Here is a 12,816-nt window from a genome sequence, read left to right as displayed (position 1 = left end):
GGTAGATGCAAAGCAGCGAAGTCCTACCAGTTCTGTCCTGTTGCCATTTTTCCTGACCCCCTCATATACCTGGAGGCGGTGCACTTCCGAAACGCCGCCTTTCTCCTTGTTCTTGAGTACAATTCCATCTCCTTCAATCGCTATAATTTCCGGCTGTGTCGGCTTTTCAACCTTTTCCTCTTCTGCCAATGCTTTTTCATAAGCCTTTGCCTTCTTACCGGCATAATTCTTGAGTGAGATAACGGACTGATGGGAGATGGTAATCCCTGCCAGGCTTTGCAGGAGTTCGCTGGCACTGCGAGATGTGGTAATTGCGACAGCTTCGACAATCCGCTCAATCATTCCCAAGCTGTAGTGTTTTCTGGGCTCAAAGCCCATTTTACGGTCCAGGGGATAGAAGCTCTTCCCATCTTTCTGCAGAAGTCTTCGAGCATAGGTCAGCTCTCCATAGCGGCAGCAAATCGTCCTAGAGTCCCGGCGTGCCACACGCCACCCCTGTACCTTGTAAATCTGATACAGCTCAGTGTCAATACGCGCCAGGGCCATAGCTATAAGCTGACAGTTCATTTCAGTGAGCCAATGAGTTAGCTTCCTTTCAGACTCAATAGAATCATCAGATTCCTTGATGATAGAAATGACTGCTCCAATTGCATTTTCACTCCAAATTTCTCCAGTTTTTGTTATAATATCCATGAGGAAAGCCCTTTCTTTGTTTTATTTGTGCACGGAAATTATAACATTTCCACTCAAGGGGAGGCTTTCCTCTTTTATTGTTTCTGGAAAATTCCCCTACCGAGTAAAATTTTACACTAAGGGACACACCTTCGGTGTGAGGGTTGACGGGCCTTTGGCCCGAAGGTTATGGCCGCCTGTCGGCGGCGGGTTGTGTAGAGGGGTTGTGGAAAAGGGTTCTTAAGATGGACCGGCCCTATGGGCCGGAGGGTTCTTAAGTTTGACGGGGCCTTCGGCCCCGAGGGTTGTGGATTGCCCTACGGTGCACAGAGAACACATTTTGAAGGAGCGCTAGCGACGCGCAAAATGTAGTGAGTCGTTTCCCCTTTAGGGGGCAATGCTTATAAAGTCAGCGTTACGGGATTTACTTTCAGTGTCATATGGCATGAAAAACAATTCTGCTGATTGGCTCGCTGCGCTCGCCTCCCCCTATCCGGCTGGGCCGGACTTCCCCCTGTTCAGGGGGCAGAATAAAACACCTCGAAACCTCTCTTCGTAAGCGTCTCTGGCTCTGCAGTAAGCACGGGTTATTGTGCCACCGAACTGCGGGGGTGACAAAGGAACTGGATTCATAGGGGAGCCCCGCGACCCGCGAATCCAGTGACATGCTCCCCACCGGGCAAGGTGGTGACGCCAGCCACCAAAGGGGGATTGCATTTCCGACGACCGCAGGGCGGTTGTTAAGGTTTTATACAAACTGGCGCCTTCTATAATTTAGAGGCGCCCTACAACACCCCTCGCGTCAAAGGCGCGTCAAACTTAAGCCCCTTAAGAACCTTCGGCCCAGCGGGCCGTCAACCCTCAAGCCCCACAGGGGCTTGTCCATAAGCCGACCGCCGCCCCTATCCCAGGGTCTTCTTCATATTTTTAATAAACCGGTCCACGATTCGTCCGTAGAGGTCTTCGGGATGGGTTTCCGACCCTCTCAGTCTTTTGTCTTCGCTGGAAGCAATGAGGCTGCCTGTTTTGGTGTCGTACCATTCGAAAGTGACTGTCACTTCGGCATAGGGGACCCAGTAGTCCGGCACGTATTCGGGGTAGGTGATGGTGCGGTAGTATTCGTGCCATCTTCCATCTTTATCGCGCCAGGCGTCGCGGATTTCCCGATTTCTCCATTCTGTATGGGCCGGTACCAGGTAGGAGTCTGTCTGCCAGGTGGTGATCCGGGGCAGGATGTAGATGTCTGCTCCTTTTTCTACGGCTTCTTTGGGAATGGCGGTGTCGCTGCCGCCTATGAGGGCGTCTTCTGTACCGGTGCCGGAGGCGAGATGTCCTTCCGGTTTTGGTTCTTTTATGAGGATGGTGATATCTTTGATTTTTGAAATTTTACGGTAGAAGGTGTCTTTCAGTTTCCATTCTTCCACAGGGGAGAGATTTTCCACCTGGGCGGTGTCCACCTGGTCCAGGTAAATGGTTTTGGCTGCGGAAAAAGGATAGCTGCTGTCTTTCCATTCGGTGTAGTCTGCCCAGGCGGCGACGCCGGAGAGAAGAAGGAAGAGGGCGGTGAGGAAGGCGGTGAGTTGTTTTCTCATGGTCATGCTCCTTTCTTTTTCTTTATCTTACCATATGAAAAAAGGGGCTGTGAAAAAATGGAAATCATTTTTTCACAGCCCTTTTTTTCCAAAAGCAAAAGAGCTGCAGAAATCTGCAGCTCCTTTGTAGGAATTAGAGACTTTTCGTTGCGGAAAGACGGATGAGGGCACGCATGAGGGCCAGTCTGGCGCGGTCCACGTCGATATCTTCGGCGCGGCTGGCCAGCCGGTCTTCGGCGCGCTTCTTAGCCGCCTGGGCACGGGCTACGTCAATGTTTTCCGCCAGTTCAGCCAGCGGGGCAATGACATTGACTCTGCTGTTCTTGGTTTCAAGGAATCCGCCAAATACAGCAATTCTTTCCTCCTGGTCCGCTTTTTTAATGCGCACAACGCACATGGAAAGAGCGGCAGCAAGGGGAAGATGGCGTTTCATGACAGCGAATTCGCCATCTTCTGCACGGGCTACCACCATGTCTACGCCGTCATCCTGGTAGATGGCGCCGTCAGGACTGATGACTTCCACGTGCATAGGATTAGTAAGGGTATCAGCCATGGCTTATTCCCCTTTCTTCATCTTTTCAGCCTTTTCGATTGCTTCATCAATGGTGCCCACCATGTAGAATGCACCTTCCGGCATATCATCATGCTGACCTGCAAGGATTTCCTTGAAGCCTCTGATGGTTTCTTTCAGCGGTACATATCTTCCTGGGGAACCGGTGAACTGTTCAGCTACGAAGAATGGCTGAGACAGGAATCTCTGAATCTTTCTGGCGCGGGCAACGATGACTTTGTCGTCGTCGGAAAGTTCTTCCATACCGAGGATGGCGATGATATCCTGCAGTTCTTTGTAGCGCTGCAGAATAGCCTGTACGCCGCGGGCTACTTCGTAGTGTTCCTTGCCGAGTACGTTCGGATCAAGGATACGGGAAGTGGAGTCCAGGGGGTCAACGGCTGGATAGATACCCAGTTCTGCAATGGAACGGTTCAGTACGGTGGTAGCATCCAGATGGGTGAATACGCCAGCTGGAGCCGGGTCGGTGAGGTCATCGGCCGGTACATAGACTGCCTGTACGGATGTAATGGAGCCTTCCTTGGTGGAGGTGATTCGTTCCTGCAGTTCGCCGATATCGGTGGCCAGGGTTGGCTGGTAACCTACGGCAGATGGCATACGGCCGAGCAGTGCGGATACTTCGGAGCCTGCCTGTACGAAACGGAAAATGTTATCTACGAAGAGAAGTACGTCCTGGTGTTCTTTATCACGGAAGTATTCTGCCATGGTGAGGCCGGTGAGGGCTACTCTCATACGAGCTCCCGGCGGTTCGTTCATCTGGCCGTATACAAGGGCTACCTTGTTTAATACGCCGGAGTCTTTCATTTCGCCCCAGAGGTCGTTGCCTTCACGGGTACGTTCGCCTACGCCGCAGAATACGGAGCAGCCGTTATGTTCGGATGCTACGTTGTGAATCAGTTCCTGAATCAGGACTGTTTTGCCTACGCCTGCACCGCCGAACAGACCTACTTTACCGCCTTTTGCGTATGGGCAGATAAGGTCAACGACTTTGATGCCGGTTTCGAAAATTTCAGCTGCCGGGGACTGGTCTTTGAAGGCCGGTGCCTGACGGTGAATGGGCCAGTAGTCTTTTGCTTTGACCGGTGTGGGGTCTTTATCTACGGTCTGGCCTAATACGTTGAAAATACGTCCAAGGACGCCGTCGCCTACCGGGGTAGCGATTGCACGGCCGGTGTCGACAGCTTTCATTCCACGTACCATGCCATCTGTGGAGCTCATGGCTACGGTGCGGACGACGCCGTCGCCGAGGTGCTGCATGGTTTCACAGATAACATCTACAGGAACGCTGCCTTTGTCGTCTTTTACATGGATTGCATTATAGATGGCAGGAAGTTCTTTGTCATCGTCGAAGGCGATATCGACAACGGCGCCGATAATCTGGACGACTTTACCCACCTGCATCTCCTGTTCATTTGCCATGAAGAAGCATTCCTCCTTAATCGATATAGGTTATTCCAGCGCAGCTGCGCCGCCGACAATTTCGGAAATTTCGTTGGTGACCTGGGCCTGACGTGCTTTGTTGTAGGTAAGGTTGAGGTCGGCGATTCTTTCGGTTGCGTTGTCGGTGGCAGCGGACATGGCAGCCATACGGCTTCCCAGTTCGGAAGCGGCAGACTGGAGCATGGCGTTGTAAACCTGGACCTGTACATATTCAGGAAGCAGTTTGGAAAGAACCTTGTTTGCGTCAGGGAGGAACATGTATTCATCGCTGGCAGCAGATTCTTCAGCTGCTCCTTCTGCCGCACCGTCATCGGGGGTTTCAATCGGCAGAAGCCGGTCGCACCGTACCTGCTGACGGAGGGCAGTGATAAATTTCGTGTAAATAAGATAAACTTCATCCACATCTTCGTCAACGAAGTATTTCACCATTTCCTTGGCGATGTCAATGGAGTCCTGGGCGGATGGTTTATCAGAAAAGCCGAAATGGTAGGATGCCAGTTCGTAGCCACGGAATTTCAGGAAATTTCTTCCCTGTTTCCCACACATATAAATGCTGTAGCTGGCCGGATCCTTACCGGAGATTTCCTGTATGGTCCGCTTCATAACGTTGGAGTTATAAGCGCCGGCAAGGCCTTTATCAGAGCTGATAATGAGATAGCCGACCTTCTTCACCGGTCTCGTCGCAAGGAGGGGGCTGGTGAAGCCTGGGGTTACGGAAGAAGCCCGGCGCAGAAGTTCTCCGATTTTTTCAGCATAGGGACGGGAGCCGTTTGCCTTTTCTTCTGCTTTGCGCAGACGGGCAGCGGCTACCATCTTCATTGCTTTTGTGATCTGCTGGATGTTGGTGACAGACTTAATGCGCCCTTTTATATCACGCGTACTTTCCAATCAGATCACCCCTCTTTCTTTTCCGACTTTTCTTCAGATTCAGCTGCTTTGTAGCGGTCTTTGAATTCAGCGATGGCATCTTTCAGTCTGGCTTCATTTTCGTCGGTCAGTTTCTTTGCCTTCTTAATGTCTTCGCCAACTTCCGGATGGCTGCTGTGCATGAAATCAATGAACTTGTGTTCAAAGTCCACGACCTGGCTGACTTCGATGTCGTCCAGGGCACCTTTAACAGCGATGTAGATAGCCAGTACCTGGTCTTCGACGGGGTACGGGGAATACTGCGGCTGTTTCAGGATTTCGGTGGTTCTCTGGCCGCGGTCGATCTGGGCTTTGGTGGCCGGATCAAGGTCAGAGCCGAACTGTGCAAAGGCTGCCAGTTCTCTGTACTGGGCAAGGTCCAGACGGAGGGTGCCGGCTACCTGTTTCATGGCTTTAATCTGGGCAGCGCCGCCTACACGGGATACGGAGAGGCCTACGTTGATTGCCGGACGGACACCGGAGTAGAAGAGGCCGGTTTCCAGGTAAATCTGGCCGTCGGTAATGGAAATAACGTTGGTCGGAATGTATGCGCCTACGTCGCCTGCCAGGGTTTCAATGATAGGAAGTGCTGTAATGGAGCCGCCGCCCAGTGCATCGGAGAGGCGGGCTGCACGTTCCAGCAGTCTGGAATGCAGATAGAATACATCGCCCGGATATGCTTCACGTCCCGGTGGACGACGGAGCAGCAGGGACATGGCACGGTATGCTACAGCGTGTTTGGAGAGGTCATCATAAATGATGAGCACATCTTTGCCCTGGTGCATGAAGTGTTCTGCAATGGAGACACCGGAGTATGGTGCCAGGTACTGCATCGGGGAACCTTCGGATGCGCCTGCATGGACGATGATGGAGTAATCCATGGCGCCAGCTGCCTTCAATTTTTCGTATACACGAACAACGTTGGAGTTCTTCTGGCCGATGGATACATAAATACAAATGACGTTCTGACCCTTCTGGTTCAGAATGGTATCAATGCCGATGGCTGTTTTACCGGTGCCGCGGTCGCCGATGATAAGTTCACGCTGGCCTCTTCCGATAGGAACCATGGAGTCGATAGCTTTAAGACCTGTCTGCAGGGGGACATTAACCGGCTGTCTGTCGGCAATACCCGGTGCTTTGATTTCAATGTCGCGATATTCGTCGGTTTTGATTTCACCTTTGCCATCAATCGGCTGGCCCAGTGCGTTTACAACGCGGCCGATAACTGCGTTGCCTACCGGTACCTGCATAAGGTGGCCTGTTCTTTTAACAGTGTCGCCTTCCTTAATGGTTTCAGAGTGACCCAGAAGTACGGCACCTACGTTGCTTTCTTCCAGGTTCAGTGCCATTCCGTAAACGCCGTTCGGCAGTTCAAGGAGTTCGCCGGCCATGCAGTTCTGCAGGCCATATACATGGGCAATGCCGTCGCCGACTTCAAGGACTGTACCAACTTCATCGACATTGAGGTCTACTTTGTAGTTTTCAATCTGTTTTTTAATGACAGATGTGATTTCATCTGAACTGATTTTCATTTCCTATAAGTCACCTCAATTATTGCATCATTTTCGCTTTCAGTGTCTGCAGGGACCTTGCTACGGAGCCATCGATGAGGCGGTCGCCCACCTGGACGGTGAATCCGCCGATTAAGGCTGCATCCACTTTCTGCTTCAGGAGAATCTTCTTGCCGGTAATGGCAGAGAGTTTTTCCTTCAGCGTTTCAGCCTGAGACTTGCTGAGCGGGAGGGCGGATGTTACCACCGCTTCTTCCACGCCCATGCCCTGGTGGGCCATGGTCACGTAGTAGTCAACCATCATGGGGAATACCTCAAAACGGTCTCTGTCCATAACCACGTAGCAGAATTGCATGACAACCGGCTGTACCTTGTCTGCAAAGAGTTTTGTTAACGTATCTTTCTTGACATCCCTGGCAAGCAGAGGATGATTCAGAAAATCCTTGAGGTTCTGATTTTTGCGGATAGCATCTGCAATCAGTACCAGATCTTCTTCTGTTTTTTTCAGGCTGTTCTGCTGAGCAGCGATCTCATAGATAGCACGTCCGTACTTTTTTGCAAGGATTACGTTCTTATCCATGATTACTTACCTGCTTTGCGGGCATCCAGCTTGGCGATGCTTTCCGCAATCAGCCGGTCATTTGTTTCCGGCGTCATATTTTTGCTGATGATCTTAGCTGCGATTTCGCAGGAGAGTCCGGCAACCTGAGATTTCAATTCTTCAAGAGCATCCTTGCGTTCTCTCTCAATCTGTTTGGTTGCGTTTTCTTTTTCCTTCTCAATAGCGGCATGAGCTTCCTTAATCTGGGCATCTGCCTGGACTTTGGCTTCTTTTACAGCCTTGTCCACAATTTCCTGGGCTTTAGCCTGTGCATCGCGGAGCTGTTCTTCATAGGATTCCTTCAGCTTTTCAGCATCTGCCTTGGAAGCGGCAGCGGAGTCCAGGTCATTCTTAATGCGGTTCTTACGTTCATCAAGAACTTTCAGTACCGGTTTGTAGCAGAAATGACCGAGAATTGCACACAGAATAACGAAGTTGATGATCTGAATCAGCAGTGTACCATTCAGTTCTACCAATTCGATCCCTCCTTAAGGTAATATTGAGTAATATTATTTAAGGAATGGGTTAGCGAATACGAGAACCAGAGCGATAACGATAGCAATAATCGGAATAGATTCGATAAGGCCGATGGCAACCAGCATGTTGGTGAAGAGCTTGCCTGCCATTTCAGGCTGACGGGTCATGCCTTCGAGAGCATGGGAAGCTGCCTTGGAGTCGGAGAAGGCAGCTGCGATAGATGCCAGGCCAGCAATGAAAGCGGCTGCGATAAGAGAATACTGTGCGACGATTGTCTGATCCATAATAATAATTCCTCCTGAGAATCACTTAAATATTTCCGGAGACGGCCGGTACCGATAGATTGACAAGCCGTTTGGACGGACGGTGCCGTGCCGTTTGATAAAGAGCGGCGCTCTGCTCCACCGAAGATTAGAGGCTTTCCTTCATGTACACGGAAGCCAGGGTGGTGAAAATGTATGCCTGAACTGCTCCGACAAACAAGCTGAAAGCAATCCAGATCATAGGTACGAACCACGGGCAGAGGAAATACAGAATTTCCAGCAGGATTTCGCCGGCCAAGATGTTGCCGAATAGACGCATAGCCAGCGTAACCGGCCTTGCAATCTCTTCAATCAGGTTCATCAGAACGAAAACCGGGAACGGTTCAAAAAAGTGCTTCAGCCAGTGTCCAACACCTTTATTCTTAATGAAGTAGAAGTGAAGGAGCAGAGAACTGGCAATAGCCAGACCCAGTGTGGTGTTCACGTCATTGGTTGGTGAAGCAGTCAGATGCTCCGTAGGCAGAAGACCGATCTGGTTGGCTGTAAAGATAAACAGGAAAAAGGTCAGAAGAATGTTGACTACCTGACGGTATTTATGCCCCAGATTGCTGTCAAACTGATTGCACAAACCTTCAATAAGCCATTCCACCATATTCTGCCAGCCGCCGGGAATCAGTGATTTGCCCCGGGTAGCGGCAAAGACAAGGATGAAAACGATAAGGGCTGTAAGCCACGTGGTAAAAATCGTGTCCATGTTCACAGACATGCCGAAAAGCTGCTCTACAACGTGTGTACCTGTGTGCAGATGCATAATCTCACCCCCTCTCTCTTACAAGGATGTCAAGAAAAAGTCCCTATTCCTTAATTAAACCGACCACGCGCTCTGCCAGAGTCGCGACGGGCAGTGTAAGTAAGCCACCTAAAAAGGCCAGTATATCCAGCGGGCTAAATACCACCGCCAGGGCGCAAAGTATTTCCAGAATGAACCGCATTGTAGTGAATATGAATAGATGCTGTCCAATAAACTCCGGCTCCCTTTCAGCTTTAACCCACTGGTTAAACTTGACCACCATTAATTTATAGAAAAGTATATGGAAAAGAGTCCCCAGGGCCCAGGCAGCGCCGTAGGTCCAACCCTTCCACGCAAAGAGGATTCCTGTGCCGACGATGAGAAATACAAGGAGAAACCTGGTCATGCGAGCTGCATACTTTGGAAATGTAAGATCAAATTTCATGCTATTTCTTTCCCAAAATCTGTTTAATCACCGAATACATGCCGGACATGGCTCCTACAATGGAGAAAATGATGATGCCAAAGGGTGTGGTCCCCAGATATTCATCACACTTCATGCCAAGCCAGAGGCCTATGCCGATGGAACAGAGAATGGTGAGGCCTGCCCCCGACGCTACCGCAATGCTGTGCAGCGGGTCAAAATCATCGGCCTTCCTGTCCTTCCTCTTATCCATGTCCTCTCCACTGTCTCCGGCCGGGCCGGATTTGCATTTTCAAAAATGGGCACGTTAAACACAAATTGCATTTATACTGCTACAGTATACCATAACCATTGTCACTTGGCTATAAATTTAGCAGGTTTTTTGTCACTAATTCCTTCAATCCACAAAAGAGCATCTACGATACGACCGGCCGCATGTCCGTCGCCATAGGGATTGACTGCTTCCGCCATGGAGCGGTACTCCTTATCATCGGTAAGAAGTTTGTAGGCTGTTTCAAATACCTTGTCCTCATCGGTTCCTACCAGGCGGACAGTGCCCGCTTCTACCGCTTCCGGACGTTCCGTGGTATCCCGGAGTACCAGTACCGGCTTGCCAAGGCTTGGCGCTTCTTCCTGGATTCCGCCGGAATCGGTGAGTACGATGGCGCTTCTGGCCATCAGGTTGGTGAAGGGTTCGTACTCCATGGGTTCCACCAGATGGATGCCCGGCACCCCTTCCAGTTCTTCCGATACAGCCTCCCGCACCAGCGGATTCCGGTGAACCGGGAAAACCACTTCCGTATCAGGAACTGCTTCCACCAGACGGCGCAGGGCCCGGTATACCTGGTGCATGGGATCTCCCAGGTTTTCACGGCGGTGGGTGGTGACGAGGATGACCCTTTTATGTTCTTCAATGGCTTCGATTTCCGGGTCTTCGAAATGGTAATCCTTTTTCACCGTATGCAGCAGCGCATCAATCACCGTATTTCCCACCACAAAAATAGAGCTGTCTTTCTTGTTTTCACGAAGCAGGTTCTGTCTGGCCGTTTCGGTGGGCGCAAAGTTCACATTGGCCAGTACGCCGGTGAGCTGGCGGTTTGCTTCTTCCGGATAGGGCGAAAGAAGATTGCCCGTGCGAAGGCCTGCTTCCACGTGGCCCACTTTGATCTGCTGGTAAAAAGCAGCCAGGGCGGCGGTAAAGGTGGTGGTGGTATCGCCATGCACCAGTACGTAGTCCGGTTTTTCCCGTTTCAATACTTCCTCCAGCCCCCGAAGGACCCGGGCTGTAATATCATAGAGCGTCTGTCCGCTCTTCATGATGTCCAGGTCATAATCTACAGGAAGCTGGAAGAGGTCCACCACCTGGTCCAGCATTTCACGATGCTGGGCAGTGAGGCACACCTTTGTTTCTATTTCCTTGTGCTTCAAAAGCTCCTTCACAACAGGGGCCATCTTAATGGCTTCCGGCCTTGTGCCGAAAATGGTCATGACTTTCATACTATACCTCTTTATAAATAACAGCTCTCCCCTTTCCGGAGAAAGAGAAAGGCGGCAAATGAAATCTTATTTCTTCTTGTCTTTCTTATGTTCCATCTGGTAGGGAGTAGGAACGATTTCCTTCATCACTCCCAGCTTTCTCGCCCACAGGATGAAAAGGATGAGGGCAATGACCACGATGGCTATCCCCACCAGCGTGCGGAGATGGATAACCAGAAGGGCCACACAGGAGAAAAAGGCGGTGAGGGCATACATGATGAGCACCACCTGCTTCTGATTGAGCCCCTTCGCCAGAAGGCGGTGATGAAGATGGTTCTTATCCGGTGAGAAAATGGGCACGCCGCTGCTCTTCCGACGGATAATGGCCAGGAAGGTATCGGTAATAGGCACAGCCAGTGCCACCAGTGGAACCACCAGTACCGCTGCGGCAGCGGTCTTCATGGAACCCATCACGGAAACGGCGGCAATGATGTATCCCAGGAACATGGAGCCCGTATCACCCATAAAAATCTTGGCAGGGTTGAAATTATACTGCAGGAAAGCCAGGCAGGCGCCGGTCATGGCCACCATGGCAGCAGCCGCCGTCCACTGGCCCATCTGGAATGCCAGAAGGGCAATGGCAATGGAGGCAATGGTGGCAATGCCTGCAGCCAGCCCATCCAGGCCGTCGATGAGGTTCACCGTATTGATAAACCCGATAATCCAGAAAATGGTGAGCGGCAGGGAAATGATTTCCGGCAGGTAAATAATCCCCAGCCGGGGAATGTGAATCCAGTCGATGTTGATGTTGAAAATCACCACCGGAATGGCAGCGGCAATAATCTGTCCCAAAAGCTTCACCTTCGGCGGCAGGGATACCACATCATCTGCAATGCCCACAATGATGAGGAACGTGGCCCCCAGCATAATGCCTACCATTTCATAGGTAAACCCGATGGTAGCCACGGCGGATACCATAAAGCCCGCATAAATGGCAAGGCCTCCCAGCCGCGGAATCAGTCCATGATGCACCTTGCGGGCATCGGGCTTGTCCACGGCGCCGATACGGATAGCCAGGTTCTTCACCACCGGCGTCAGTACAAAGGTGACTACCAGGGCCGTCAGGAACGTGAACGCATAGGCGAACAACGTAACACCTCCTAAAAAAGACAATACTTCTACGTTATTTTATCACATAGGCCCCTGTTTGTGAAAGAAGAGAGGGAATCAGGGGACACCTGCGGCGGCGAAAATCATGAACTTTTGTGAGGAATCGGCAGAAAGCTGTATTCCCGAAGGTTGACACGCCCTTACGGGCGTGAAGGTTGAGCCAGCCGCCGGGCCTTTCGGCCCTGGGCTGCCAGGGTTCTGCCTGTGATCGGCTTCGCCTTACAGGCGGGTTGAGGGCTCCGCCCTCGGGAGGTATATAGCACCGCTCCGCTGGGAAGGTATGGCGCCCTTTCGGGCGCCATTTTTTATACCGCCTTTGGCGGCGAAAACCATACAACCGCCTTATGGACAAGCGCCTTCGGCGCTCGGGTTCAAAAGGTTCAAAGGGTGGTGGTGGCGGCTTCGCCGCAGATGATAAAGTCAGCGTTACGGGATTGGCTTTTCTGTGTCATACGTTATGAAAAGCATTACTTCGATCAGCCACCTCCGGTGGCTTCCCCCCCTTTGGTGCCTTACGGCACCACCTTCCCCCCGCTGAGCGGTGGGACAATAAAGACCCGCAAAGCAGTCCTTTCATAAGCAGCTCACAGCATGACGGAGCTCTATAGTGCCCCCGCTTGCGGGGGTGGCAAAGGAACTGGATTCATAGGGGAGCTGTAGGCGACCCGCGAATCCAGTGACATGCTTCCCACCGGGCAAGGTGGTGGCGCCAGCCACCAAAGGGGGAATCTCCATCGCCCGCAGGGCGGTTAGCCTGTTTACCCACGGGCGAAAGCCCGGTTGTAAAGGTTTTCGCTGCCTCAGGCAGCGGCATATAAAACTCCCCTCTGAACCAGCCCGCTCTGTGGGCCGAACCCATCGTTCGGTGCGCAGCACACGAACGATAGAACCCGGGCGCCGAAAGGCGCCTGAACCCTCAAGCC

Annotated in this window: 14 protein-coding genes; all 14 read right to left on the bottom strand. The window is 51.7% G+C overall.

The genetic code is table 11. The features are described from left to right. The coding region (locus HMPREF9453_RS06090; protein ID WP_008859684.1) for a UPF0236 family transposase-like protein at positions 1–693 on the bottom strand (693 nt) is incomplete at its 3' end. 881 nt (positions 694–1,574) lie between these two features. Further along, a complete protein-coding gene (locus tag HMPREF9453_RS06085; RefSeq protein WP_008859683.1) occupies positions 1,575–2,264 on the bottom strand; it encodes a hypothetical protein in 690 nt (229 codons plus the stop codon). 133 nt (positions 2,265–2,397) lie between these two features. Further along, positions 2,398–2,817 carry a F0F1 ATP synthase subunit epsilon gene (locus HMPREF9453_RS06080; RefSeq protein ID WP_008859682.1) on the bottom strand — a complete coding sequence of 140 codons (420 nt, stop codon included), beginning with the start codon at positions 2,815–2,817 and terminating at the stop codon, positions 2,398–2,400. Positions 2,818–2,820: 3 nt separating this feature from the next. Then, positions 2,821–4,254, bottom strand: coding sequence for a F0F1 ATP synthase subunit beta (atpD, locus tag HMPREF9453_RS06075; RefSeq protein ID WP_008859681.1), 1,434 nt, complete (start codon positions 4,252–4,254; stop codon positions 2,821–2,823). 30 nt (positions 4,255–4,284) lie between these two features. Next, complete coding sequence (atpG, locus tag HMPREF9453_RS06070; protein WP_008859680.1) at positions 4,285–5,163, bottom strand: ATP synthase F1 subunit gamma; 879 nt, start codon at positions 5,161–5,163, stop codon at positions 4,285–4,287. A gap of 5 nt (positions 5,164–5,168) precedes the next feature. Continuing rightward, a complete protein-coding gene (gene atpA, locus HMPREF9453_RS06065) occupies positions 5,169–6,713 on the bottom strand; it encodes a F0F1 ATP synthase subunit alpha (protein WP_008859679.1) in 1,545 nt (514 codons plus the stop codon). Between the two features lie 19 nt (positions 6,714–6,732). Next, a complete protein-coding gene (locus tag HMPREF9453_RS06060; RefSeq protein ID WP_008859678.1) occupies positions 6,733–7,272 on the bottom strand; it encodes a F0F1 ATP synthase subunit delta in 540 nt (179 codons plus the stop codon). 2 nt (positions 7,273–7,274) lie between these two features. Next, complete coding sequence (gene atpF, locus HMPREF9453_RS06055; protein ID WP_008859677.1) at positions 7,275–7,769, bottom strand: F0F1 ATP synthase subunit B; 495 nt, start codon at positions 7,767–7,769, stop codon at positions 7,275–7,277. Positions 7,770–7,802: 33 nt separating this feature from the next. Then, positions 7,803–8,054 carry a F0F1 ATP synthase subunit C gene (gene atpE / locus HMPREF9453_RS06050; protein ID WP_008859676.1) on the bottom strand — a complete coding sequence of 84 codons (252 nt, stop codon included), beginning with the start codon at positions 8,052–8,054 and terminating at the stop codon, positions 7,803–7,805. Between the two features lie 127 nt (positions 8,055–8,181). After that, complete coding sequence (gene atpB / locus HMPREF9453_RS06045; protein WP_008859675.1) at positions 8,182–8,844, bottom strand: F0F1 ATP synthase subunit A; 663 nt, start codon at positions 8,842–8,844, stop codon at positions 8,182–8,184. 43 nt (positions 8,845–8,887) lie between these two features. Further along, positions 8,888–9,268: a hypothetical protein gene (locus HMPREF9453_RS06040; RefSeq protein ID WP_008859674.1), complete on the bottom strand. Its 381-nt coding sequence runs from the start codon at positions 9,266–9,268 to the stop codon at positions 8,888–8,890. Position 9,269: 1 nt separating this feature from the next. Then, a complete protein-coding gene (locus HMPREF9453_RS06035) occupies positions 9,270–9,500 on the bottom strand; it encodes an AtpZ/AtpI family protein (protein WP_008859673.1) in 231 nt (76 codons plus the stop codon). A 101-nt stretch (positions 9,501–9,601) separates the two neighbouring features. Beyond that, positions 9,602–10,744 (bottom strand): non-hydrolyzing UDP-N-acetylglucosamine 2-epimerase, encoded by a 1,143-nt coding sequence (gene wecB / locus HMPREF9453_RS06030; protein ID WP_008859672.1) that lies wholly within the window; start codon positions 10,742–10,744, stop codon positions 9,602–9,604. Between the two features lie 66 nt (positions 10,745–10,810). After that, a complete protein-coding gene (locus HMPREF9453_RS06025) occupies positions 10,811–11,872 on the bottom strand; it encodes a glycosyltransferase family 4 protein (RefSeq protein ID WP_008859671.1) in 1,062 nt (353 codons plus the stop codon). Between the last annotated feature and the right edge of the window lie 944 nt (positions 11,873–12,816).

This window comes from Dialister succinatiphilus YIT 11850 (assembly GCF_000242435.1).
Taxonomy (GTDB): Bacteria; Bacillota; Negativicutes; order Veillonellales; family Dialisteraceae; genus Dialister; species Dialister succinatiphilus.
Note: the sequence above shows the minus strand (reverse complement) of the source record. Positions and strands in the feature narration are given on the sequence as shown.

Excerpts from the sequence above, each read along its gene's own strand:
- atpD (WP_008859681.1), bottom strand. The coding sequence starts at position 4,254 with ATGGCAAATGAACAGGAGATGCAGGTGGGTAAAGTCGTCCAGATTATC.
- atpA (WP_008859679.1), bottom strand. The coding sequence starts at position 6,713 with ATGAAAATCAGTTCAGATGAAATCACATCTGTCATTAAAAAACAGATT.
- HMPREF9453_RS06060 (WP_008859678.1), bottom strand. The coding sequence starts at position 7,272 with ATGGATAAGAACGTAATCCTTGCAAAAAAGTACGGACGTGCTATCTAT.
- atpE (WP_008859676.1), bottom strand. The coding sequence starts at position 8,054 with ATGGATCAGACAATCGTCGCACAGTATTCTCTTATCGCAGCCGCTTTC.
- atpB (WP_008859675.1), bottom strand. The coding sequence starts at position 8,844 with ATGCATCTGCACACAGGTACACACGTTGTAGAGCAGCTTTTCGGCATG.
- HMPREF9453_RS06040 (WP_008859674.1), bottom strand. The coding sequence starts at position 9,268 with ATGAAATTTGATCTTACATTTCCAAAGTATGCAGCTCGCATGACCAGG.
- HMPREF9453_RS06080 (WP_008859682.1), bottom strand. The coding sequence starts at position 2,817 with ATGGCTGATACCCTTACTAATCCTATGCACGTGGAAGTCATCAGTCCT.
- wecB (WP_008859672.1), bottom strand. The coding sequence starts at position 10,744 with ATGAAAGTCATGACCATTTTCGGCACAAGGCCGGAAGCCATTAAGATG.
- HMPREF9453_RS06085 (WP_008859683.1), bottom strand. The coding sequence starts at position 2,264 with ATGAGAAAACAACTCACCGCCTTCCTCACCGCCCTCTTCCTTCTTCTC.
- HMPREF9453_RS06035 (WP_008859673.1), bottom strand. The coding sequence starts at position 9,500 with ATGGATAAGAGGAAGGACAGGAAGGCCGATGATTTTGACCCGCTGCAC.